This is a genomic window from Clostridium sp. YIM B02569 (assembly GCF_022320765.1).
GTDB lineage: Bacteria > Bacillota > Clostridia > Clostridiales > Clostridiaceae > Clostridium > Clostridium beijerinckii.
Window position 1 is genome coordinate 150,162 of the sequence record NZ_JAKJJX010000003.1, and the last position, 22,142, is coordinate 172,303.

The window sequence follows — 22,142 nt, forward strand, 5'->3', positions numbered from 1 at the left end:
CTCTATTCTTTTACCTATAGTTTTGTATTACTATTTGTATAGTAGTATTACCATTATATTCATTAACATTTGGATAAAACACTAAATCAAGGTTCACATGATTATATTCTCCATTATAGAGTTTTTGCAATTCTTCATTTCCATATTTACTGCTAACTTCTTCTTCAAACTTTTCAATATCGCCAAAATAAATAGCATCCAGAGCTTTATTCATCCTAGTCTTGAGTTTTAATTTTAGCACATTCCTATTCTTCCCAAGTATTGTTGCCCTTAATAAATTAATATTTTTCTCAGCAAACAATGGTTTAGAGTTTGATTTACCAAAAGGCTCTAATCTTTCTAAATCATTTATCACATCATAGTTTATAGCATCAAGCGGCAAAACCGAGTCTATAGTAACTTTTCTCAATAAATCCTCGTCTTTTAAAATTGTATTTTCATTTAATCTCCGCCTAAATTCATCTATATTTTCTTCTTTTAATGAAAAACCTGCCGCCATAGGGTGCCCGCCAAACTTTTCAAGCAGATCCTTGCACTTAATAAGTTCTTCAAACATATTGTATTCTTCTATTGATCTTCCTGAACCCTTCACACCATGTTCTGCTTTTGTTATAACCAAAGTTGGAACATTATATTTTTCTTTTATTCTTCCTGCTATTATACCTGCTAAACTTTCATGTATATCAGGAATATAGATAACAAATACTTTATCATTTATCATTCCACTTTTCTCTATGATTTCAACAGCAGCCTCGACGCCCTTCATGGTCATATCTTTTCTATCTTCATTTAATTTAACTAATTCTTTTGCGAGCCTTACTGCTTCCTCTTCATCATCTGAGAGCAATAATTTCAATCCTCTTTTAGCCGAATCTAGCCTTCCTGAAGCATTTATGCATGGCCCTATAATAAATCCAAGATGATATACCGATAAAGTTTTTTCTGTTAATTCGCATTCTCTTATTAATTCTTGTAGTCCTAAGTTAGTTGTACTGTTAATAAGTTCTAATCCCTTTTTAACAAATATCCTATTCTCATCAACTAAATCTACAACATCGCAAACTGTCGCTATTGCCAAAAATTCTATGAATTTGTAGCATTCTTTTTTATCTATATTAAAAGTCTCATAAAGAACTTCTACAAGCTTAAATGCTACACCCGCTCCACACAATTGTTTAAATTTATAATTGCATTCACTTTGCTTTGGATTTACTACTGCATCAGCACTTAAACTTATAAATTCTCTGACGTTATTTTCTTTCTCAACAAATGGTATATCATGATGATCTGTAACTATTACTGTAATTCCTAATTCTTTTGCGTATTTTATTTGGTCTATAGCCGATATACCATTATCGCAAGTTAGTATGGTATCAACCCCATCTTCTTTCGCCTGCTTTATAATATTCATATTAATTCCATATCCATCTTTTATTCTATCTGGAATTTCATAATCTACATTTGCATTGCACCTTTTTAAAGCTGAGTATAAAATATAAATACTTATTACACCATCAACATCGTAATCTCCAACAATTCGTATCTTATTCTGAGCTTTTATTTTCTCACGCAGTATATCAACTGATTTTTCTAAATCTTTCATTTCTCTAGCCTCATGAAATTTATCAAAATCCGGATTAATATAACTTCTTATCATTTCATCGCTTATAATATTCCTGTTTACTATAAGCCTACTAACCAATTCTGAAAGTGCATATTTTTTAGATATGTATTTATAATCAGCTTTTATATTTTTTATAAACCATCTTTCTGCCATTTCTTCTCCCCTCACAGCATGCCGCAACAATACCCCTAAGACCTTTGATCCTAGAGGTTATATACTTTAGATTTCTATATTTTTCATTTCTCTTATACTGAAATAAAGTGAAAACTTTCCCAGTAAATTTGATAACTTTTACCCTATAAACATCTTATATAACATACCAGATGAAATACTTTCTACTTTATTCCCATATCCAAGAATATCTAATAACTTATATGCAAATGCCATTGCTGTTGCTGGACCTCTGCTGGTTACTATATTCTTATCAACTACTACAGCATCTTCTAAATATTCACAATTTGGTAATTCATCTTCATATCCAGGATAAGAAGTTATATTTCTTCCTTCTGTGATTCCCGCTCTTCCAAGAACTATTGGTCCTGCACAAATCGCTCCAATTAATTTTCCATCTTTGTTTTGCTTTTTGACAAATTTTATTACTCTCTCATCATCTCTTAAGTTAGTAGCTCCTGGAATACCTCCTGGTATTACCACTAAATCATATTCCATATTCTCATCGAAAAGCTTATCTGCTTGAACTACCACGCCATGACTTGACTTAACTTGCTTTTCTGCAATTGATACTAAATCACAAGTTACATCCGCCCTTCTTATTATATCAGATACAGTTAAAGCCTCTATTTCCTCAAAACCTTCTGCTAATAAAACGCATACTTTCTTCATATCAATTCCTCCTTAAATCTAAACAATGAGGATATCCTAAACTATTTTTTAGAACACCCTCATTCTGCTTCTCTTCAATTTATACCTACATTATACCCCATTTATTGTTTAACTACCACAACTTAATTGTCAGAATTGGAACTTTCCAATCTATAATTTTCTTTACTTTCTTCCAACCACCTGCCATAAACGATTCACACATAATGATATATTTTGTGTGAGACATTCACTTTGCTAAAAAGTAAGAATCAGAAATTTTTATTTTATATACAACATAACTTGTTATGTTTAGTAAGTTCTGCATTGTTCTTCGCACTCTTCTTAGGAGTGCGCACTTTTTTTATAGTTATAAGTTCTTGGTTGTGCTTCGCACCTTTTTATAGGTGTACATCTTTTATTTCATCATCAAGTGAGACCATCATTATACTTGTTCCTCTTCCAGCCCTATTTTGTAACTTAATATCACTTATATCCATTACTGATCTCTCCTTGCCTTTAGAAACAAGTGTAATTTTTGTATCATCCGAAGATAACATTACGGTATTATCATCACTTTTCTTGTAATTACTATGATACTTTCCAAAAATGACTTGATCTTCATCCCTTAGACTTATTCCAGTTACCCCTGAAGCTATTTTACCCATAATATTTACATTTTCAACCGGAAATCTTATTGCCATTCCTTTTTTAGTTATCATAATCAAGTGACCAATCTTTATTTGATTCATTTCTACAGATACAACTTCATCATCTTCAAACTTAAACTTATAGCATGCTTGCTTTAGAAAGTCACCTTCAAATTCTTTTAACAATGTTTTCTTAACCATTCCTTTTTTCGTAAACGTGTATACTCCTAAGTCTTCATCATAAGAATCAATGGAAATCAGACTTATTATCTTTTCTCCCTTTTCCATTTTACCTATAAATGCTTCTACATTTATTTCCTTATTCAAAACATTTCTCATTAAAAATACTGGTATTTTATATACATATCCTCTGTTGCTAAAGATAAGCAATTCTTTTAAAGAATTTGTTTTAACTTTTAATGAGTCTTCCTTTATCCTCTCATAGAATTTAAACTTATTCTTATCAGTAACTCCAACACTTAATTCAAAATATTCAATTTCATTAGTATCTTCTACTTGACTAATTTCATCTTCTTCTGAGAAATTAAATAGCTGAGTAGGTAAAATATTTCTAGCCGTTTCCTCTAGATTTTTTATTTCAAGAGTAAATTCTAACCCTAGTTTACTCTTAACTTTTAGGAACTTCTCTTCTTCTTCCAATTCTCTCATGGATACGTCAATCAACTCATCACCATCTCTAAGTTTTAACGCTTGAAGTTTACCATATGCAGTTTGGAATTTATCTAAAGAACTTAACTTAATTCCTCCATGTTTTGTTATAAATCTAAATGCTTTGCTAGGATTGAAATTATCTATGGATATAGCTGCAATTATCTTCTCATTATCAAGATTTAATGATTTAATAATATCATCTAATCTATCCCCTTTTTCTTTCCATTTCATTTCAGGAATATTAATACCCTTCGTTTGGTACATAAAACCTTTATCCGTAAATACAAGAAGTGTATCCTTAGTATTAGAATTTATTAAATATTTTAAAGAATCTCCTTCTCTATATTCAATATCTTCTGGATTGGAGCTAGATCTATTGTAATTCTTTAATGGTATTCTTTTTACGAATCCATCTTTAGATATTGTTATCATAACTTCTTCTACAATAATTAATTCTTCAACATCAATTTTACTTTCATTATCATCATGTATAATTTCAGTTCTTCTATCATTTCCGTACTTATCACTTATTTCTTTTAATTCACTTTTAACAACTTTCAAAAGCTCTTTTTCACTAGATAAAATCTTCTCAAGTTTTTTTATAATTTTCTCAAGTTGCGCATATTCTTTTTCAAATATTTCTATTTCAAGACCTGTTAACCTATATAACATAAGTTCCAATATAGCTTGTGCTTGAGCCTCAGAAAACCCAAATTTGCTTATCAAGTTTTCCGATGCATCCTTTTTAGACTTTGAACTTCTAATGGTTGCTATAACTTCATCTAAAACACTTATAGCTTTAATAAATCCTTCAACAATATGGTGCCTCTTTTTTGCCACATCAAGTTCTTTTTGGGTTCTTCTAGTTATTATTTCTTTCTGGTGATCTACATAATATCTTATTATAGCCTTTAAACTCATAGTTTCTGGCTTTCCATTTGCAAGGGCTACCATGTTAAAACTTATGTTGCATTGTAAATCAGTTTTTTTGAACAGATACTTTAGCACTTTATCTGCAACATCTTCATCTGCATTTTTCTTTAATTCAATTACAGCTCTTATTCCACTTCTATCAGACTCATCTCTAATATCTGTTATAGATTCCAATGCTTTTGCATGTCTCTTATCTCCAGTCATTTCAGATATTGTTTGGAGAATCCTAGACTTATTTCTTCTGTATGGGAATTCAGTTATAATTATTCCGATTCTTCCATTTTCTAATTTTTCAATTGAAGTCTTTGCTCTATAAGCTACTTTTCCTTCACCAGTTTCATATGCTGATAAAATGGATTTTTCCCCTATTAAGATTCCTCCAGTAGGTAGATCTGGTCCTTTTATATATTTCATGAGCTCAGAAGTAGTTATTTCATTATTATCAATATACGCTAGAACTCCTTCTGTTACCTCTCCCAAATTATGTGGAGGTATATTGGTTGCAAGCCCTACAGCTATACCAAACGCCCCATTTACAAGTAAATTAGGATATCTACTTGGTAATACTTTAGGTTCCATTTCACTATCAGAATAGTTTGGAACCATTTCTACCGTATCCTTTTCAATATCTCTTAGCATTTCCATTGCAATAGGAGATAATCTAGCCTCTGTATACCTCATAGCTGCAGCCCCATCACCATCGATAGATCCCCAGTTCCCGTGACCTTCAATTAACGGCGCCCTAGTTGAGAAATCTTGAGCTAGTATTACCATAGATTCGTATACAGATGAATCACCATGAGGGTGATACTTACCTAAGATATCTCCAACTATTCTTGCAGATTTATAATAAGGTCTATCTGGAAAGGCCTTAAGCATATATGAACCATATAAAATTCTTCTATGCACAGGCTTAAGACCATCTCTAACATCAGGAAGTGCTCTATCTTTAGCAACTTCTATAGCATATGGTAAATAATTCTCTGGCATTGCTTCTTCTAGAGGAATACCAATTATATTATTATCTTTAGGTATAATATTTTCATTCTTTTTTGCCATACTCTTCTCCTTTTTTGATGCATAATACACAGTTCACAATCCACAATTAATGGTGAAATTTCTAAATTTTAATTTTAAGTTCCGCAGGAACATGTTCATTGATTGTGCATTGTACCTTGTGAACTGTAAATTGATTAAAATTCTCCGTATTTATACATATAGTTCTTTCTAGGTTCAACAATATCTCCCATAAGTAACGAAACCATCTTTTCTGCTTTTGCCGCATCTTCTATAGTTACTTGAAGCAGAGTTCTACTTTCTGGATTTAGTGTTGTATCCCATAATTGATCGGGATTCATTTCTCCTAGTCCTTTATATCTTTGAATCAGTGCACCTTTTCCAACCTGTTTCTTTGTATTTTCAAGTTCGTCATCACTATACGCATATTTAACTATAGTTTTTCCTTTAGTTTCCCTATACACTTTATACAATGGGGGCTGCGCTAAATATAAATGTCCATTAGCAATAAGCGGTCTCATATATCTATAAATATAAGTCATCCATAATGTCCTAATATGATATCCATCCACATCAGCATCACTCATTATTATTATCTTGTCATATTTTAAATCTTCTTCTCTGTAGTTATCCAAAGTACCTGTTCCAACAGCAGTGTTAAATATTTTTAATTCCTCAGAAGCCAATACATTTTCAAGTTTTTGTTTTTCAGTATTCATTATCTTACCTTTTGAAGGCATGATAGTTTGAAATCTTCTATCTCTGGCTTGCTTTGCAGATCCTCCTGCCGAATCTCCTTCCACAACTATAAATTCATTCACAGTTTTATCTTTCAATGTACACACAGCAACTTTTCCTGCAAGCGGTGCTGTACCTTTTCCTATTTTCTTTTTTTCTGCTTCATTTATTTTCTTAATCTTGTCTCTTCTTTTAGCTGCCTCTAATGCGTTATTAATTATACTTGTTGCCAAAGTTTTATTATCTTCTATCCATTCAGAAAATTTAGTATACACTAAATCATTCATCATAGTATACGCTTCATTATTTCCAAGTTTAGTCTTAGTCTGACCTTCGAAGATAGGATTTGTGATTTTAATTCTTACAATAGCAGTCATACCTTCTCTTAAGTCATCGCCTTCAAATTCCTTATCTTTTTCCTTAACCAATCCTAACTTTTTAGACCATTCTTTAAAAGATCTTGTCATTCCAGTCTTAAATCCAGTTTCATGAGTCCCAGCTTCTGTTGTTGGAATGTTATTTACATAACTTGCAATATATTCAGTAGTTGAATCTGTAAATTGAATACATACTTCACCATATAATTGAAGTTCCCCAACAGTTCTTTCGCCGTCAAAAATTATAGGCTCTTCATGAATTGGTGTTTTACTTTCATTTAGATAATTTATAAAATCTAAAAGACCATTTTCTGAGTAATATTCTTTTGTGATTTCTTGTCCTTTTCTTTTATCTATTAATTCTAATCTTATCCCTTTATTTTGGAATGCCAGTTCCTGTAATCGGCTATCTATTATATCAAATTTAAAATCAGTAGTTGAGAAGATTTCTTTATCCGGCTTAAATGTGATCTTTGTTCCAACCTTATCTGTTTTTCCAATCACCTTCAAGCTGCCAACAGATGTTCCTGGCATTTCTCTTTTTAATTCTTTATCAAAAGCATATTCAAATCTTTGTCTGTATATATTCCCGTTTTGGTAAACTTCAACCTCTAACCATTCTGACAAAGCATTTACTACTGCTGCTCCAACTCCATGAAGTCCTCCAGATGTTTTATAATTTTTATTATCAAACTTTCCTCCTGTATGAAGTTCAGTAAATACCATTTCAACTCCAGATTTCTTTTTGATTGGATGAATTCCTGTAGGTATACCTCTTCCGTTATCCAATACGGTTACACTTTTATCTTCATTTAACGTTATGGTTACTTTGTTACCATATCCGTTAGCTATTTCATCTATGGAGTTATCTATTATTTCCCATATACAGTGATGTAACCCCTTACTACCTGTAGATCCTATATACATACCTGGTCTTATTCTTACAGGTTCTAGCTTTTCAAGTGATGTTAAATCTGTTACATCATAAGCATTAGTATTTTTTAATTCCATAAAACTCCTCCATCTGAACACCAGTTCTTATTTTTTCGTAATTATTTCGCTCTATAAAATATACTGCCTTTCTGCTTTAATGTCAAAAAAAACTTAAGCAGACATCTCTTATTTTCTTAAATCTTCTAAGATCTCTGTTCCTTGCATTGCATGAGACAAACAATATTTCATTATTATATCTCATTAATATTTATATTAAAATATATATTTCTAACAATACTTACTACTTATATATATTTATTTGACATTTTCATAAAACATATACCTTATCATAATAAAAATAGGATGTCAAAAAGGTCTTTTTAACCATTTTACGACATCCTGATTTCTAATTTATACTTTTGTTTAGAGTATTACACATCACATATTTCTATCTTTCTAACATGCTTAGTATGACTCCACTCTTTATTATTCTTATTTAATATACCTTGAATTGTAATTGGTATCCATGTTACTGTATATAACGCATATAACCAGAATCTAAAGAATAAAATTAATTCTTTCTTTCCTAGTAATATTCCTGTCAATATCAAGAATGCTAAGTTATAAGCTAAACCACTCACCCAAGCAATGATCCAATTATCCATATTAGCTGTTAGATAAGGAACTACGAAAACATTACTAGAATATAATACCATCATAACTAAGAATGGTTTTGTAATTTTTTTATCAATTGTTAATATTAACGGAGTAATCAAAAATTGAATAACCGCAAACGTCTTAAATCCAACATCACTAAACAAATAATTTATAATAAATATATTTACGCCTGTAGTATTTGCCTGTATTAAAGTTAAAACTGCTGAAATACCAAGTAATAACGTTACAAAAGGCTGTAATACGTATAGTGCGCAGTCAAATATATAAAACTTTCTTTCCATTATTGACTTCTTAACAAGCTTAAAGAAATATCTTGAAGCAACATCTGTAAAACCTTGCATCCATCTTTTTCTTTGAGTCCATGATTGTTTAAGCTTTAATGGTTTTTCATCATATATAATCGCATCATGAGCCCAACCAACTTTTTCTCCATTTAATACAAGCTTACAAGAGAATTCTAAATCCTCTGTTAAACAAGTGGCACCCCAGCCTAACTTCTTCAATGTCTTAGTTTCAATGGCAAATCCTGTTCCACCAATTTGATTAGAAAATCCTACATTAGCTCTAGCTAACTGGAACATTCTATTTTGAGTCCAGAAAGCTATTGAATAAGCAGCAGCAATCCATGAATCATCTGGATTCTTACTGTCTATATATCCTTGAACAACTTTGTAACCTTCCTGCATCTTTGAATTAATCTCTTTTAAGAAATCTTTATGTACAAGATTATCTGCATCGAAGATAGCAATAGCATCATACTGTTTTTCCATTGCAAATAACTTTGCAAACATCCACTCTAACGCATAACCTTTTCCTCTTTTATCTTTTGCAAATCTTTCACAAACATTTACCCCGTAACCTTTAGATATCTTAGCTGTATCATCTGTACAATTATCTGCAATAACGAAAACGTCATACATTTCCTTAGGATAATCTAGTTTTAGCATACTCTCTATGAGACTACCAATAACGACTTCTTCATTATGTGCTGCTATTAACAATGCAAATTTATTTTTAGGTTCATAGTTCTTATTCTCTTTCTTTCTGAAAAGCCCTATAAGTCCTAAAGCTAAATAGTAACATGTTATTGCAAAAACAAAAATTTGAAAAAATGCTGTTATGGTAAAAATGTATTTTCCCATTACATTCACTCCTAATATTTAATGAGATATATTCCCATTTATTATTTTATATCTATCATCATACTATACCTATTTAATAATATTTCAATAAAAATAAAAAATCAACCCTATTTTCTTAAGATAAAATTAATATTGCCTTAATAAAATCCTTTACATTTCGTTTTTTCTAGCTCAATTCCTGATATTTCCCAAGCAATAAAAATATATAAATTTATCTAGTTTTTCAACTGCTTATTTAATATTTTGTAAGAGACATATCCAATCAATGCTCCTCCAATAAGTCCACCTATGTGTGCATAATTATCAATATTTTTCACACTTAATCCTATAAATAAATTTATAAGTATTACCTGTAGTAAGCTAGATATATATTTTTTCTGCAATCTATGTCTTTCCATAATTGCAAAAGCTAACAAAGCTCCCAAAAGACCAAATATGCCACCTGATGCTCCTACTGATATAGTATATGGACTTGCTAGATAACTTAATATTGATGCTGTTATACAAGAAGTGATGTAAATAACTATATACTTTTTAGCCCCATAAATCTGCTGAATTTGTGGACCTACTATATATAAAGAATACATATTAAATGCTATATGTATAATGCTAGAATGTAAAAAGGCACAAGTTAACAAACGCCATACTTCTCCATTATTTATAAGTGCATTATATTTAGCCCCAAAGGTCACTAGTACTGAATTATTTATTGCATTTATCATTTCCTCCGATAACAACTGAGATGAACCTAATGAATGTTTAATATTATAAATGTCGATTTGCATTATTATAAATATTATTACATTTATCAATATTAAAATCATAGTTGGAATTTTATATCTAAAAAATTCTTTCTTATTATCAATATTTTTCACTTTACTTTTATTTATATACAGTTCAAGTATTTTTTTTAACGGCAGACACGACTCATCGCACTTAATAACTGTATAATTTTCTTTATCCACGATAAGTTTATTTACCATAACTGTATTATTTATATTTGTATATTCCCCTTTAGATAAAATTATCATATTTAGAGAAAAGTCTTTCCCTAAGGTTTTTATATATTCAAAAGCTTCTAAAAAGTCTATATTTTCATTTTCATCCTCGCTTATAAAAACGCAGTATATTCCATTTGATAACTCCTTAATTGCAAGAAATATTTCTCTTTTATGAAAATCGCTATAGTATTGTTTCATATAGAAATTCTCTGCATTTACTAAAATTTTATAAAATTCTTCTTTAAAGTTATTCATAATACCTTACCTATTCTTATATAAAAATTCATAAATTATTATTTTATAATGTAAATTCACAATTATAGACAATTTTATTTTATGTCACAATTGTGAATTTCACATTCTATATATATATTGCAAAAATAATCATGGCATTTTATTTTGGACTCGTTATTTTCTTTCATATGCCTTATTGAAATACATCTTGGATTTCTGAATTACCTTGCAAACCCTAATTATCTATCATATCTAAAAGCTCATTAAATCTCTTTATTGTAGCTTCTATTGGTGCATCTGTTGTCATATCTACTCCTGCATTTCTTAAAATATTTATTGGATAATCGCTTCCACCAGATTTTAAGAAACCTTTATATTTTTCTACTGCATTTTCTTTACCATCTAAGATAGCCTTAGAAAAAGCTGATGCTGCTGCGTAACCTGTAGCGTATTGATAAACATAAAAATCTGAATAAAAATGAGGAATTCTTGACCATTCGACATCTACTTCTTTATCTATAACAATTTCATTTCCAAAGTACTTAACATTTAGATCATGCCAAGCTTTATTGTAATCTTCCGCCGTTAATGGTATTCCTCTTTCTAGAGTCTCATGTGTATATAACTCAAATTCCGCAAACATCAGTTGTCTAAATACAGTTGTTCTTATTTGTTCTAATTCTTGATTTATTAAATATAATTTTTTCTTTTCATCCTTTTCATTTTCAATTAGATAGTGAATAAGTAATGATTCATTTGTTGTGGATGCAACTTCTGCGCAGAATAATGTGTAATTTGCATAGTAATATGGCTGCTCTTTTCTTGAATAATATGAATGAATTGAATGCCCCATTTCATGTGCTAAAGTTGAAACATCTCCTAGCTCATTATTATAATTTAATAAAACATAAGGCATAGTATCATATCCACCCCAAGAATATGCTCCTCCTCTTTTTCCTTTGTTTTCATATATATCTATCCAACCATTATTAACTCCACTTTTAAAGATATCTAAATACTCTGTTCCTAAAGGACTTAACGCTTTCAATACTATATTTACTCCATCATTAAACTCAATTTTTTCTTTCGGAATTTCAATGACTGGAACATATAAATCATACATATGAATTTCATCTAATCCTAATAGTTTTTTCTTAATTTTTACATATCTATGAAGTGAATCTAAATTATTATTTATTACTTTAATTGCATTTTTGTAAACTTCTAAAGGAATATTATTAGGTTTCAATGATGCTTCCAATGCATTATTATATTTTCTAACTCTGCTGCTAAAATTGAAAGTTTTTATTGATGCACTTAGGGACGTTGCTAGAGTATTTTTCAACTTATCATATTCCCCAAATAATCTTTCAAATGCTGCTTTTCTTACCTCTCTATTTTTACCTCTTATGAATGAAGAATAGTTTCCTTCTGTTAATTCAACTTCATTACCATCTTCATCTTCTATTTTTCCAAATGTCATATCTGCATTAGTTAATATATTGTGTATTGCTGAAGGGGCATCCAAACAATCTGATGCCGCTGCTAACAATTCTTCCATCTCTTTAGATAATATGTGTGGCTTTTCTTTTAATATATCTTCGATTAAGAATTCAAATTGTTTTAATTCATCTAATCTGTTTATTTCACTTTTAATAAAGCTATCATCTAAACTTAAAATTTCCGGTACAAAGAATGCTGTGTAACTTGCAAGCTCTGCCATATATATATCAACTTTACTCATTAAACTTTGATAAGTGGTATTTGAAGTATCTTCATCACACTTTAAATGAGCATAAATAAATAAGTTTTCTGCCTTCCTAGATACTTTTTCATTGAATTTTAAATAATCTAGTATTGCTTCTCCATTCACAAGTTTTCCTGAAAAATCTTTTAATTTAACCGCTTCATTTTTTACATCTTCAAAGTCCTTTTCCCAATCCTCTATGCTTTTATAAATCTTATCAACCTTCCATTTAAACTTATCTTCTATTTCTTCTCTTTTCTTTAAATCACTCATATAAATACACCTTTCTTTACAAAAATTTTAGTAAAATTCTAAACCTTATTTATCTCAAGAATATTACCATATATATTCTTAAGAATATGCTTATGAAATGTACACAAATGACTATAAAATATCTTTTATCTACTCAGTATATTCAGATTCTTTTCCTTTAATAGCTTCAAATACTGCATTCATCTCATTGTCTATTATAGATACCACTTCTTGTATCTTCCCTTTCATTACATCATAGTCATCTACATAATTAAATTTTATTATATATGTAGGATTGTATTCTTCTAAATCCTCTTCAATTTCAAATCCTTTTTCAGAAAATGCTTCGTTATTAAATAAATCATATATTGCTGAGTATTCCCATTCTTCAACATTTTTATTTGTATCGAAATACATATATACAATATCGTCCAACACATAAAGTTTTTTTACAAACAATGCTCCTTCATTTACTTCAAAACTTCCTAGTTCTTTCTTTATAAATCCTGTTTCTTTATCTTTTTCTATTAATACTAAACTTGAAAAATCCATAGTTCCACCATCCTGTTATTTTTATAATAATTATTTTTATATTAGTAAATCAAAACATATATAAGTTTTATGAAATCTCCTACATTACTATTTTTAGCCATAGTTCAATAAAGTATAGACTTAATTTAAAACATATATAGTTAATTTCTCATATAAAATTATATCAAAAAAGACATTTTATAACCATAAAAATAAAACCTGGTAAACTTTTTTCCAAATATAAGACTATATTCAGAATCCACTCAGATAATAATATTTTTTCCTTAACTTTGTCATACGCTTTTGTTTTTATTATATGGAATTATATGGTAATATTTTCTTATGTTCACTCATATACTGTGAATTTAATCTTATTTATTAATTTCTTCAAACTATACTTTAGGTACATCAAAAATAAAGGAGGTATACAGTATGCTGAATAGCGCACAGATTCAAGAAGAGTACTTTGTTTATAAAAAAAGAAGAAGACGAAGACTCCAGAAAAATATTACTCTAAAAAATAAAAGAAGACTCATGTTATCTTTAACTATTTCTTTCGGAATAATAATTATAGCTTCATTCTTTATGACTCGTGATATTTATATATCAAACAATTCCAAGGATCTCGGATTTTCTGTAGAACATAACTTTACTTCTGGCTTCTCATCAGAAAACAAACTCCTTAGAGTTCAAAAAATGTCACTGCTATATAATGATGGTGAAACTGCTGTTGTTGAAGCATCTGGACTTTCTAAGGCTGCTCCCCATAAAACCATTTCAGTTAAAGGAAGCTTTAAAAAGGATGATAAGAAAAGCTGGTGCTTAGAAAAAATATTTGACGAATGAATAAATTCACACTTATGCAATAAACTAGCCGAAATAAGGGTTAATCTTTTATTTCGGTATGCTAGAGAATAGGGCTGTGGATTTCTAACATTAGAAGTTGCACCCATTTCTGCATGCTCCTGTGGCAAGCACATGACAAGCAAAAGTGGAACAATTTCTAATGAAGAAATCCTACAGCCTTATTCTCAATGCAACACTGCACAAAAGATTAACCCTTTTTCTAGTATCTAGAATTTCATATCATAAGTCTGATTCTTTTTTATATATAGATAACACAATCATAAACTATACTTAAACTATTAAATATTTTCCAATCAAAAATGAGTAATATACTTTTGTGGAATGTTTCATTGGTAATTTTGATGGATGTGATTCTTTGGCTGTAAGTTGTTCCAAATGTGCTAGTTCAAAGCTTGTTCTTTGAGGCTAGCGCTTTGGGTGCAACTTTATAGCCTTAGAATCACCCATCAGAATTACCTAGAAACTGGAACAAAAGTATGTTATTCACCTCGGCGAGTTATATGCTTAAGTTCAGGTCTTAGTTGTGTTATCTATAATAGAACTATCCATCGAAAATTTCATTAGTCCGCTGAAACAAATTTGTATCTAATTTCGGCAAGAATTCTCATTACGGAACACTATAGATTTTATCTAGTTTCTAAGAACGCAGTCAACTTATTAACAGTTGACATATCTTCTCTTTCTAAATCTGTAGGCTGTAATTTAATTCCTAGCTTTTCTTCTATTTGAATTAAAACTTCAATTATTGCTAGAGAATCTAATAATCCAGCTTCAAAAAGATCTAAATCAAAATCTTCTGATATTTCATCATTTCCTGTAACTTCAGTAAATATTTCTAAAACTTTGTCTTTCATAATAATATACTCCTTCTTATAGTACTATTTTTTAGTTACTTAGCTTGCTTATTTCTATTTAAATAAATATCCTGAAAATATCAGCATACCAAAACATACTATGTGAAATGTTATTAAAACCTGAGCATAATTAAACCATTTCTCTTTTTTATGTTTCTTATAAAAACTTGATTTCCTCTGATAAATATCAGTTAAGACTAATGCAATTCCTTGATATAATCCATAAATTATATAGTATGCAGTTAGTCCATGCCATAATCCCATTATAAACATAGTGATAATTTGAGCCACATGGGAAGCAATAAACCTATTCTTAAACCTCTTTTTTCTCATAGAATTTAGCACAAATCTTGAGAAAATGTAATCTCCAAACCATCTTGATAAAGATATATGCCATCGTGTCCAAAATTCTTTCATATCCTTACTCAAGAAAGGTTTATTAAAGTTATCTGGTGTTTTAATTCCAAAGATATAACTTGATCCAACCGCAAATAAGCTGTATCCTGCAAAATCAAAGAATAAATACATCGTGTAAGCATACATATAATTTACACTATTTAATATTGTAATACCTGAAGGTATTTTTAACAACCAATATGTATCAATTAAATATGCTAGTATAAATTTATAAGCAATTGCAATAAATATCTTTTTCAGACCTGGAATTAAATATTCTTCTAAATATATATTCTTTTCAACTTTTCTATTTAAATCATCCTCAAATCTTTTCCATCTGTCTATAGGTCCAGAACTTAGGGTCGGAAAAAATGTTATGAAATGAATAAATGTCATAAAATTTATTTGAGTTATTCTACCATCATAAATTTCTATTACTACTTGTATTGCCTTAAAATTTAGATATGATAAGCCAATAAATCCAATGTATGAAGCATAATGTGTAACCCCTGCTACTTTAGTTAATATAAGCGGAATTATTGATGCAAATAAGAATAACCAATATAAATATTTGTTATCTGTTTTTTTTCTAACAAACAAATATAAGTATATAACAAAAATTTCGCCAACTAAAAACATTGAAAATAAAGCTAATCCTAAACTTTTTCCCATAATCAAATATATCATTAAAGCCGAAGCGATTATTCCATAATATTTTGATTTAATCCCATTTAGCCCTAAAACTATGGCAGGAATAAATGTTAGTAGCAAGATATATAAGTAAAAGTAATCTCCGTATTGTGTCAACTTCATTATACTTCCTCCAATAGTTTTTTCCTATCAATCTTTCCATTTACATTAGTCGGAAATTGCTTAACAATTTTTATATTTCTTGGTACCATGTATGAAGGAATCAAATTTGCCAACTCTTTCTTTATCATTATTCCATTTTTTAATCCACTTAAGCCATTATCTTCTTTTAACTCAATAAACGCAGTTAAATATGCAATTTTTCCATCTTTCTCTATTGGAACAACAGCTGCATTTTTTATATTACTAACTTTAACTAAGTTATTTTCTATATCTTCTATTTCTATTCTAAAACCATTAAGCTTTATTTGGAAATCCTTTCTTCCACAATAATATAAATTTCCATTTACATAATAGCCTAAATCTCCTGTTCTATATGCTCTACATTTAGATCCATTATAATCATCATAGAAGAACGCTTTTGCAGTAACTTGTTTATTATTAAAGTATCCTTTGCTTACACTAGGACCTACAATTACTATTTCTCCTTTTTCTCCATCACCTAACACGTTGCCTTCATCATCAACAATCTTTACAACTGATGTTTTCATTGGATATCCAATAGGCAAGCTTCCTTCTTCCAACAATAATTCTTTGCTCATATCATTAGCTGAAACTGCTACAGTTGCCTCTGTTGGACCATATCCATTTACCACTCTTGTTCCTGGGAATCTATTTATAAGTTCCTCGCATAATGGTTTTGGTAATACCTCCCCTACAAAGATCATTGCTTTTAAATTCTGAAGCATTGTAGAATTAAAATCTTTTTCTGCAACACACATTCCTGCAAATGAAGGAGTTGATACCCATATATTAATATCAGATTTTCTCATGTCATCAAACATATTCTTTAAGTTTGAAAGTGTTTCTTTTGAAAAACCATGTAATGTTTTCCCATAACATAATCCTGGGTAAATTGATGTTACAGATAAATCAAAAGAGTATGCAGCCTGATTCATAAATACTTCTTCTTTTTCATCTAAATTTAAATATTCTGCAATCCACTCAACAAAATTATCTAAATTGTTACTGCTTATTTGAACACCTTTTGGCTTCCCAGTGCTTCCAGAAGTGAATAATATGTATGCATTTTCATCTTCTTTTACCCAATTTTCTTTTTCTACTTTAACATCTTTATATTCTTTTACTATTTCTTCAATATCTTTATCTTTTAAGATCCTTATACTTTCAAAATTGCTTTCTTTGCTAAAATCAATAAGAACCTTTGGATGAACCTCACTGATAATTGCCTCCACTCTCTCTTTTGGATAGCTAATATCTATTGGTATATAAGCTCTTCCTGACTTTAAAGCAGCCATCATAACTGCCATCATTAAATTTTCCTTATTACCATATATAATAATAGGCGTTCTATCATCTTTAAATTCCCTTAATAAAAAAGCTGCTATGCATTCTGATATTGTATCTAATTCTGCATATGTCATAATATTTCCATCACATTTTAGTGCGATTCTATTACTATTTGAGTATTTTTTTATGCCTTCTAAAATCTTCATTATTTATATCTCCCTTAAAATTGATTATATACAAATGGTATTTCAGCAAATGGTTCAAATGTTAATACTAGAATTGCTAAAATAACTACAATTGAACTTACTAATGCAAATCCTAAAGCTCTATTTTTCTTTATTTCGTTTATAAAGTTGCTCATCAATTTCAAGCCATCCTTTCCATCCTAGATGCATTACATCACACATAAAATAAGGCGTATATTCTTGATCTTTTAAGTTCAAAACTTCAAATCCTCTTTCTTTAGCCATTTCTTCCACTTTATCGAAAAACTCATCTCTACTTTGCTTAGTCATTCCAGTGTAATCATACCATCTTCCATTAGTTGGTGCTAAAATTATATATGGCTTTATACCAAGATCAACACAAGTGTCTAAATATAATTCATAGTCATCAAATTCTTTTGAATTCATTAAATCAACATTTTTATTTATATCTTTTTGAGATTGTAAATTATTTTTTAAATTCTTGTCATAATATGTGTCATATACGTAGAACTCATTATTAGTTACTTGTTTCTTTGCTTCTTCCTCGGCCTTCTTATGCTCTTCATTCCAATCAACTGTTTTTAGCTGTTTTTCTGATTTTTCAGGTAGTTTCTTTAACCTTCTATATAATAGACCTTTGTCTTTAAGTTCAACAATATTTTCCCTTGCAACAAAATATGGCTTAAATATAACACTTGATACTTTAGATATTAAATTATCGTTTGTATAAAGTTTTGCATAAAGCTTTTCCGGTATATATTGTGAGCTTCCTGATAAAAGCTTATCCACTCTAGCTGCATATGTTTTTTTATGTTCTTCACTTATTTCCTTATTTGATAAAAATTTATAAAATTGCACTGGTGCAAAATTAGCTTGAAAGTCTGTCCCGTCAACACCATGATCACTCATAAACCACTGAAGTGAAATTATAAATGCAACATTTGGTTTCCTCTGGGTATTCTGGCTTCCTAAATTAGATATCTGAGTCAAGTCCTGGCAATATGCTCTACCATTAGTTACGATTGTATCCATTCCTTCTACAGGGAAAAAGGTTGTAGCTAATTGTGAGACTGGTGCCCCTAACTCTGATGACCCTTCTAATAATTGATAGTTATTATTTGTAACAAATTCATTATATACGAGTCCTCTATCTTTATAGCTGCTCCCATACTCTATATTTATTTCAGTTAAATCCTTGCTTTTTAACATAGCTCCTATTTCTTTATCTAAAAAAATATTAAGTAACATAACGGTTACTACAGCTGTAATAATAGGGAATAACATATATATAAGCTTTTTTTTCATTTGTCCCTCCTATTTCTTGTTTTTCTACTACGATTTCCATTTAATTCTATACTAATTTAAGACATATTTCAATGCAAAAGTCCCTTCTATCATAGTATATAAAATCATATGATGAGAATATATATTCATAATCAAAGGCAGCTTTCTATGACAAATTTTTATAGTATTGTAGTATAAAATAGTTATTGTATTGGATATTAATCATAATATAAAAATATATTCTATTGCAAATTATTTGCATTTGAGTGTATAATATAATAATGCTTTAAGGAGTTGATTATTTGATTACTATAAAAAATCTATCATTTTCCTATACAAAAGGAACAGATTTATTAAAAAATATTAATCTTAATATACCTACTGGAATTTATCTATCTATACTTGGTGAAAACGGAAGTTGTAAGAGTACACTAGTAAAACTTATATTAGGTCTTCTAAAACCTGATAGCGGTTGTATAAGTTTAGATTCTAATAAAATTTCATACGTTTCGCAAAGACTTGATAATTTTAATGCAGAATTTCCAATAACAGTTAAGGAAGTTTTGTCTTGCCATGCCAAGACAGTGGGAATTAAGAATTCAAAATCCATTCAAAGTTCTCTAAAAAATGTAAATATGAGTGAATTCAGCAATAAATTAATAGGCAATCTTTCAGGTGGACAACAGCAAAGAATTTTTATTGCCAGAGCCTTAATCGGCGATCCTGATTTAATAATATTAGATGAACCATCAACTGGAATAGATGAAAAGAGCCAAAATGAAATCTATCCTCTACTCCAAAGTTTAAATAAGGATTTAGGAAAAACTATTATCTCTGTTGAACATAACACTAAGGTTGCATTAAAGTATTCAACACACATTTTAAAATTAGAAAATTGTTCTATGAAATTATATACAAATGAAGATTTTAAAAGATATTTAGAATCTGAGGATTCATTTTACAACATAATTTAAGTAGTTAAACTATATTTAGGAAGGTAATAATTTATGTTTCAATTAGGTTTTATGCAAAATGCATTTATTGCTGGCTTTATTGTTTCTATGCTGTGTCCTTTTATAGGACTTTTTATTGTTCTTAGACGTTATTCAATGATTGGTGATACATTATCTCATTCATCTTTTGCTGGCGTAGCAATTGGTCTTGTTTTAGGGATTGACCCACTTTTAACTGCATTTTCATTTACTAGCATTTGCGCTCTTGTAATAGAATTTCTAAGAACGTATTATAAAAAATATGCAGAACTTGTTATGTCAATTGTTTTGACATTGAGTTTAGGAATAGCTATTATTTTAATAAGTAGTGGTAAAGCTTCAGCTAAAGTAGATTCATTTTTATTTGGAAGTATTTTAACTGTAACAGATTCTGATATCTGCTTAATCGCCATTGTTGGAGGAATATGCCTTATATGTCTTCTTTTTCTATACAACAAATTGATATATGTAACTTTTGATGAAAATGGAGCAAAAACATCTGGAATAAACGTTAAACTCGTTAATTATATTTTTACGCTGCTTGTTGGTGCAACAATTTCTCTTTCTATAAGAGTTATGGGTATCCTTGTTGTTTCATCAATCATAGTGGTTCCAGTTGCAACAGCTATGCAATTAAAAAAAGGGTTCACTACGACCCTAATTTTTGCTATTATTTTTGGTTTTGTGGATGTTATGATAGGACTTATATCTTCTTATTATATAAATAGTGCACCTGGTGGTACTATTGCCTTAATATCGGTTATAGTTCTTCTATTAACACTAATATTTAAAAGATTTTTTAGTTATGAAGATTAGGCTAATACAGGTATTATTATATAATACCTGTAAAATACTCTTCTAATATTTTTACAAATCTCCTCATATCATCTTGATATATATCACCTATATTAGCTATTCTAAATGTGTTTTCTGAAGATATCTTTCCTGGATATATAGTAAATCCCCTGCTATATAAGTAATCATGTAATCTATCGAATTTATAATTTTTTATCTGTGGCTCAATTACTGAAGTCAAAAGCATTGATGATATGTTTTTATCTATTAGTCTATTTAAATTGAGTTTATCTAGTCCATCCCATAAAATTTCACAACACTCTTTATATCTCTTATATCTCTTCTCTATTGTCTCACCCTTAGCCTCTATTATTGCCTGCTTTAATGCATAAAGTATTTGAACTGGCGGCGTAAATCTCATTTGATAATTATCTTTAAAATATGAATATTGTTTGTATATATTAAGGTAGAGGTTTCTAGGTTTTATATTTTGAGTATTATTCAAAGCCTTCTTATCTGCTACTACAAAGCTTATTCCAGCCATACCTTGTATACATTTATTTGAACTCGATGCTAAATATTTTATATTCATCGTATACATATCTATAGGAATACCTGCAAATGAACTCATAGCATCTACTATCATCTCAATACTATATTTCTTACAAATTTCACCTAATAATTCTATGTCATTTAACATCCCCGTTGTAGTCTCATGATGAACTACCGCTAAATGGCTTATAGCTCCACAATTATTTATTTTGCTTTCTTCATTATTCTTTTTAATTACTTCTTCCAACTCTTTTAAGTTTATTGTTTCTATTTGAGAGCTTTTAAATTCTATATAATTCAAATTATATATTTCTGCAATTTCACACATTCTCTTGCCATAAGCCCCATTATTAATTATCAATATTGTTTTATTATTAACTACCGAACTTAAAATCGCCTCAACTGCTGCAGTTCCCGATCCTCCAAATAATATAGTTGTATACTTTTCCCTTGAACCTACAAATTCAGTAAGTTCTCTTGATATAAACTCCATAATGCTTCCAAATTCTTTTTCTCTCGGGCAAATATCTGGTACAATCTGAGCAAATTTTACTGTATCCGATGTGGTAGCTGGTCCTGGGTTTAATAATATATTTCTTCTGATTTCCAAATTAATTTCCTCCTATACCGTGTTATCAAAAAACAATAAATCAGCATGCCAGTCTATTTTCTTTTATACATAAATTCTAAATAATATAATTCATTCAAAGTATCCCGCTTGCATTGT

Annotated in this window: 17 protein-coding genes; 3 read left to right on the forward strand and 14 right to left on the reverse strand. The window is 29.4% G+C overall.

The annotated features are described in order from the left end of the window. Positions 1-10: 10 nt before the first annotated feature. The 8 genes from recJ to L3B96_RS03650 all read right to left on the reverse strand — a co-directional run bounded on the left by recJ (position 11) and on the right by L3B96_RS03650 (position 13,369). Complete coding sequence (recJ, locus tag L3B96_RS03615; protein ID WP_238858867.1) at positions 11-1,777, reverse strand: single-stranded-DNA-specific exonuclease RecJ; 1,767 nt, start codon at positions 1,775-1,777, stop codon at positions 11-13. 138 nt (positions 1,778-1,915) lie between these two features. Next, positions 1,916-2,467: a DJ-1 family glyoxalase III gene (locus L3B96_RS03620; protein WP_077309218.1), complete on the reverse strand. Its 552-nt coding sequence runs from the start codon at positions 2,465-2,467 to the stop codon at positions 1,916-1,918. A gap of 377 nt (positions 2,468-2,844) precedes the next feature. After that, positions 2,845-5,757 carry a DNA topoisomerase IV subunit A gene (locus L3B96_RS03625; protein ID WP_238858868.1) on the reverse strand — a complete coding sequence of 971 codons (2,913 nt, stop codon included), beginning with the start codon at positions 5,755-5,757 and terminating at the stop codon, positions 2,845-2,847. Between the two features lie 134 nt (positions 5,758-5,891). Next, complete coding sequence (locus tag L3B96_RS03630) at positions 5,892-7,841, reverse strand: DNA topoisomerase IV subunit B (protein ID WP_012060481.1); 1,950 nt, start codon at positions 7,839-7,841, stop codon at positions 5,892-5,894. 353 nt (positions 7,842-8,194) lie between these two features. Further along, a complete protein-coding gene (locus L3B96_RS03635; RefSeq protein ID WP_238858869.1) occupies positions 8,195-9,583 on the reverse strand; it encodes a glycosyltransferase family 2 protein in 1,389 nt (462 codons plus the stop codon). 215 nt (positions 9,584-9,798) lie between these two features. Further along, complete coding sequence (locus L3B96_RS03640; protein WP_238858870.1) at positions 9,799-10,839, reverse strand: rhomboid family intramembrane serine protease; 1,041 nt, start codon at positions 10,837-10,839, stop codon at positions 9,799-9,801. 214 nt (positions 10,840-11,053) lie between these two features. After that, on the reverse strand, positions 11,054-12,838 hold the full coding sequence (gene pepF, locus L3B96_RS03645; protein WP_238858871.1) for an oligoendopeptidase F: 1,785 nt from the start codon (positions 12,836-12,838) through the stop codon (positions 11,054-11,056). 129 nt (positions 12,839-12,967) lie between these two features. After that, positions 12,968-13,369: a DUF6762 family protein gene (locus tag L3B96_RS03650; RefSeq protein WP_012060485.1), complete on the reverse strand. Its 402-nt coding sequence runs from the start codon at positions 13,367-13,369 to the stop codon at positions 12,968-12,970. A gap of 411 nt (positions 13,370-13,780) precedes the next feature. Between L3B96_RS03650 and L3B96_RS03655 the strand changes: the two genes are divergently transcribed. Beyond that, on the forward strand, positions 13,781-14,194 hold the full coding sequence (locus L3B96_RS03655; RefSeq protein WP_017212528.1) for a hypothetical protein: 414 nt from the start codon (positions 13,781-13,783) through the stop codon (positions 14,192-14,194). Positions 14,195-14,841: 647 nt separating this feature from the next. On the opposite strand, the gene dltC is transcribed toward L3B96_RS03655, so the two are convergent. The 5 genes from dltC to dltD are packed head-to-tail and all read right to left on the reverse strand — an operon-like array spanning position 14,842 to position 19,097. Continuing rightward, complete coding sequence (gene dltC / locus L3B96_RS03660; protein ID WP_238858872.1) at positions 14,842-15,069, reverse strand: D-alanine--poly(phosphoribitol) ligase subunit DltC; 228 nt, start codon at positions 15,067-15,069, stop codon at positions 14,842-14,844. Positions 15,070-15,123: 54 nt separating this feature from the next. Further along, positions 15,124-16,278 carry a D-alanyl-lipoteichoic acid biosynthesis protein DltB gene (dltB, locus tag L3B96_RS03665; RefSeq protein WP_017212530.1) on the reverse strand — a complete coding sequence of 385 codons (1,155 nt, stop codon included), beginning with the start codon at positions 16,276-16,278 and terminating at the stop codon, positions 15,124-15,126. Next, positions 16,278-17,792, reverse strand: coding sequence for a D-alanine--poly(phosphoribitol) ligase subunit DltA (dltA, locus tag L3B96_RS03670; RefSeq protein ID WP_238858873.1), 1,515 nt, complete (start codon positions 17,790-17,792; stop codon positions 16,278-16,280). Before dltA ends, dltB begins: the two co-directional genes overlap by 1 nt. A 14-nt stretch (positions 17,793-17,806) precedes the next feature. Then, positions 17,807-17,947 carry a hypothetical protein gene (locus tag L3B96_RS03675; protein ID WP_017212532.1) on the reverse strand — a complete coding sequence of 47 codons (141 nt, stop codon included), beginning with the start codon at positions 17,945-17,947 and terminating at the stop codon, positions 17,807-17,809. Continuing rightward, positions 17,913-19,097: a D-alanyl-lipoteichoic acid biosynthesis protein DltD gene (gene dltD, locus L3B96_RS03680; RefSeq protein ID WP_238858874.1), complete on the reverse strand. Its 1,185-nt coding sequence runs from the start codon at positions 19,095-19,097 to the stop codon at positions 17,913-17,915. The genes L3B96_RS03675 and dltD overlap by 35 nt, the downstream gene beginning before the upstream one ends. A 281-nt stretch (positions 19,098-19,378) precedes the next feature. On the opposite strand from dltD, the gene L3B96_RS03685 reads away from it, so the two are divergent. Both L3B96_RS03685 and L3B96_RS03690 read left to right on the forward strand, forming a co-directional pair. Continuing rightward, positions 19,379-20,050, forward strand: coding sequence for a metal ABC transporter ATP-binding protein (locus tag L3B96_RS03685; RefSeq protein ID WP_012060491.1), 672 nt, complete (start codon positions 19,379-19,381; stop codon positions 20,048-20,050). Between the two features lie 33 nt (positions 20,051-20,083). Further along, positions 20,084-20,884 carry a metal ABC transporter permease gene (locus tag L3B96_RS03690; protein ID WP_012060492.1) on the forward strand — a complete coding sequence of 267 codons (801 nt, stop codon included), beginning with the start codon at positions 20,084-20,086 and terminating at the stop codon, positions 20,882-20,884. 16 nt (positions 20,885-20,900) lie between these two features. Here L3B96_RS03690 and L3B96_RS03695 read toward each other — a convergent pair whose 3' ends face one another. After that, the gene (locus tag L3B96_RS03695) at positions 20,901-22,025 is read right to left on the reverse strand and encodes a 2-aminoethylphosphonate aminotransferase (RefSeq protein ID WP_238858875.1); all 1,125 of its coding nucleotides are present in this window, start codon (positions 22,023-22,025) and stop codon (positions 20,901-20,903) included. Positions 22,026-22,142 lie beyond the last annotated feature (117 nt).

What these genes read in the sequence shown, in the direction of transcription:
- dltB (WP_017212530.1), bottom strand. Translation starts at nt 16,278, where the DNA reads ATGAAGTTGACACAATACGGAGATTACTTTTACTTATATATCTTGCTA.
- L3B96_RS03655 (WP_017212528.1), top strand. Translation starts at nt 13,781, where the DNA reads ATGCTGAATAGCGCACAGATTCAAGAAGAGTACTTTGTTTATAAAAAA.
- L3B96_RS03630 (WP_012060481.1), bottom strand. Translation starts at nt 7,841, where the DNA reads ATGGAATTAAAAAATACTAATGCTTATGATGTAACAGATTTAACATCA.
- pepF (WP_238858871.1), bottom strand. Translation starts at nt 12,838, where the DNA reads ATGAGTGATTTAAAGAAAAGAGAAGAAATAGAAGATAAGTTTAAATGG.
- L3B96_RS03690 (WP_012060492.1), top strand. Translation starts at nt 20,084, where the DNA reads ATGTTTCAATTAGGTTTTATGCAAAATGCATTTATTGCTGGCTTTATT.
- dltC (WP_238858872.1), bottom strand. Translation starts at nt 15,069, where the DNA reads ATGAAAGACAAAGTTTTAGAAATATTTACTGAAGTTACAGGAAATGAT.
- L3B96_RS03640 (WP_238858870.1), bottom strand. Translation starts at nt 10,839, where the DNA reads ATGAATAACTTTAAAGAAGAATTTTATAAAATTTTAGTAAATGCAGAG.
- L3B96_RS03650 (WP_012060485.1), bottom strand. Translation starts at nt 13,369, where the DNA reads ATGGATTTTTCAAGTTTAGTATTAATAGAAAAAGATAAAGAAACAGGA.
- L3B96_RS03635 (WP_238858869.1), bottom strand. Translation starts at nt 9,583, where the DNA reads ATGGGAAAATACATTTTTACCATAACAGCATTTTTTCAAATTTTTGTT.
- dltA (WP_238858873.1), bottom strand. Translation starts at nt 17,792, where the DNA reads ATGAAGATTTTAGAAGGCATAAAAAAATACTCAAATAGTAATAGAATC.
- recJ (WP_238858867.1), bottom strand. Translation starts at nt 1,777, where the DNA reads ATGGCAGAAAGATGGTTTATAAAAAATATAAAAGCTGATTATAAATAC.
- L3B96_RS03620 (WP_077309218.1), bottom strand. Translation starts at nt 2,467, where the DNA reads ATGAAGAAAGTATGCGTTTTATTAGCAGAAGGTTTTGAGGAAATAGAG.
- L3B96_RS03675 (WP_017212532.1), bottom strand. Translation starts at nt 17,947, where the DNA reads ATGAGCAACTTTATAAACGAAATAAAGAAAAATAGAGCTTTAGGATTT.
- dltD (WP_238858874.1), bottom strand. Translation starts at nt 19,097, where the DNA reads ATGAAAAAAAAGCTTATATATATGTTATTCCCTATTATTACAGCTGTA.
- L3B96_RS03625 (WP_238858868.1), bottom strand. Translation starts at nt 5,757, where the DNA reads ATGGCAAAAAAGAATGAAAATATTATACCTAAAGATAATAATATAATT.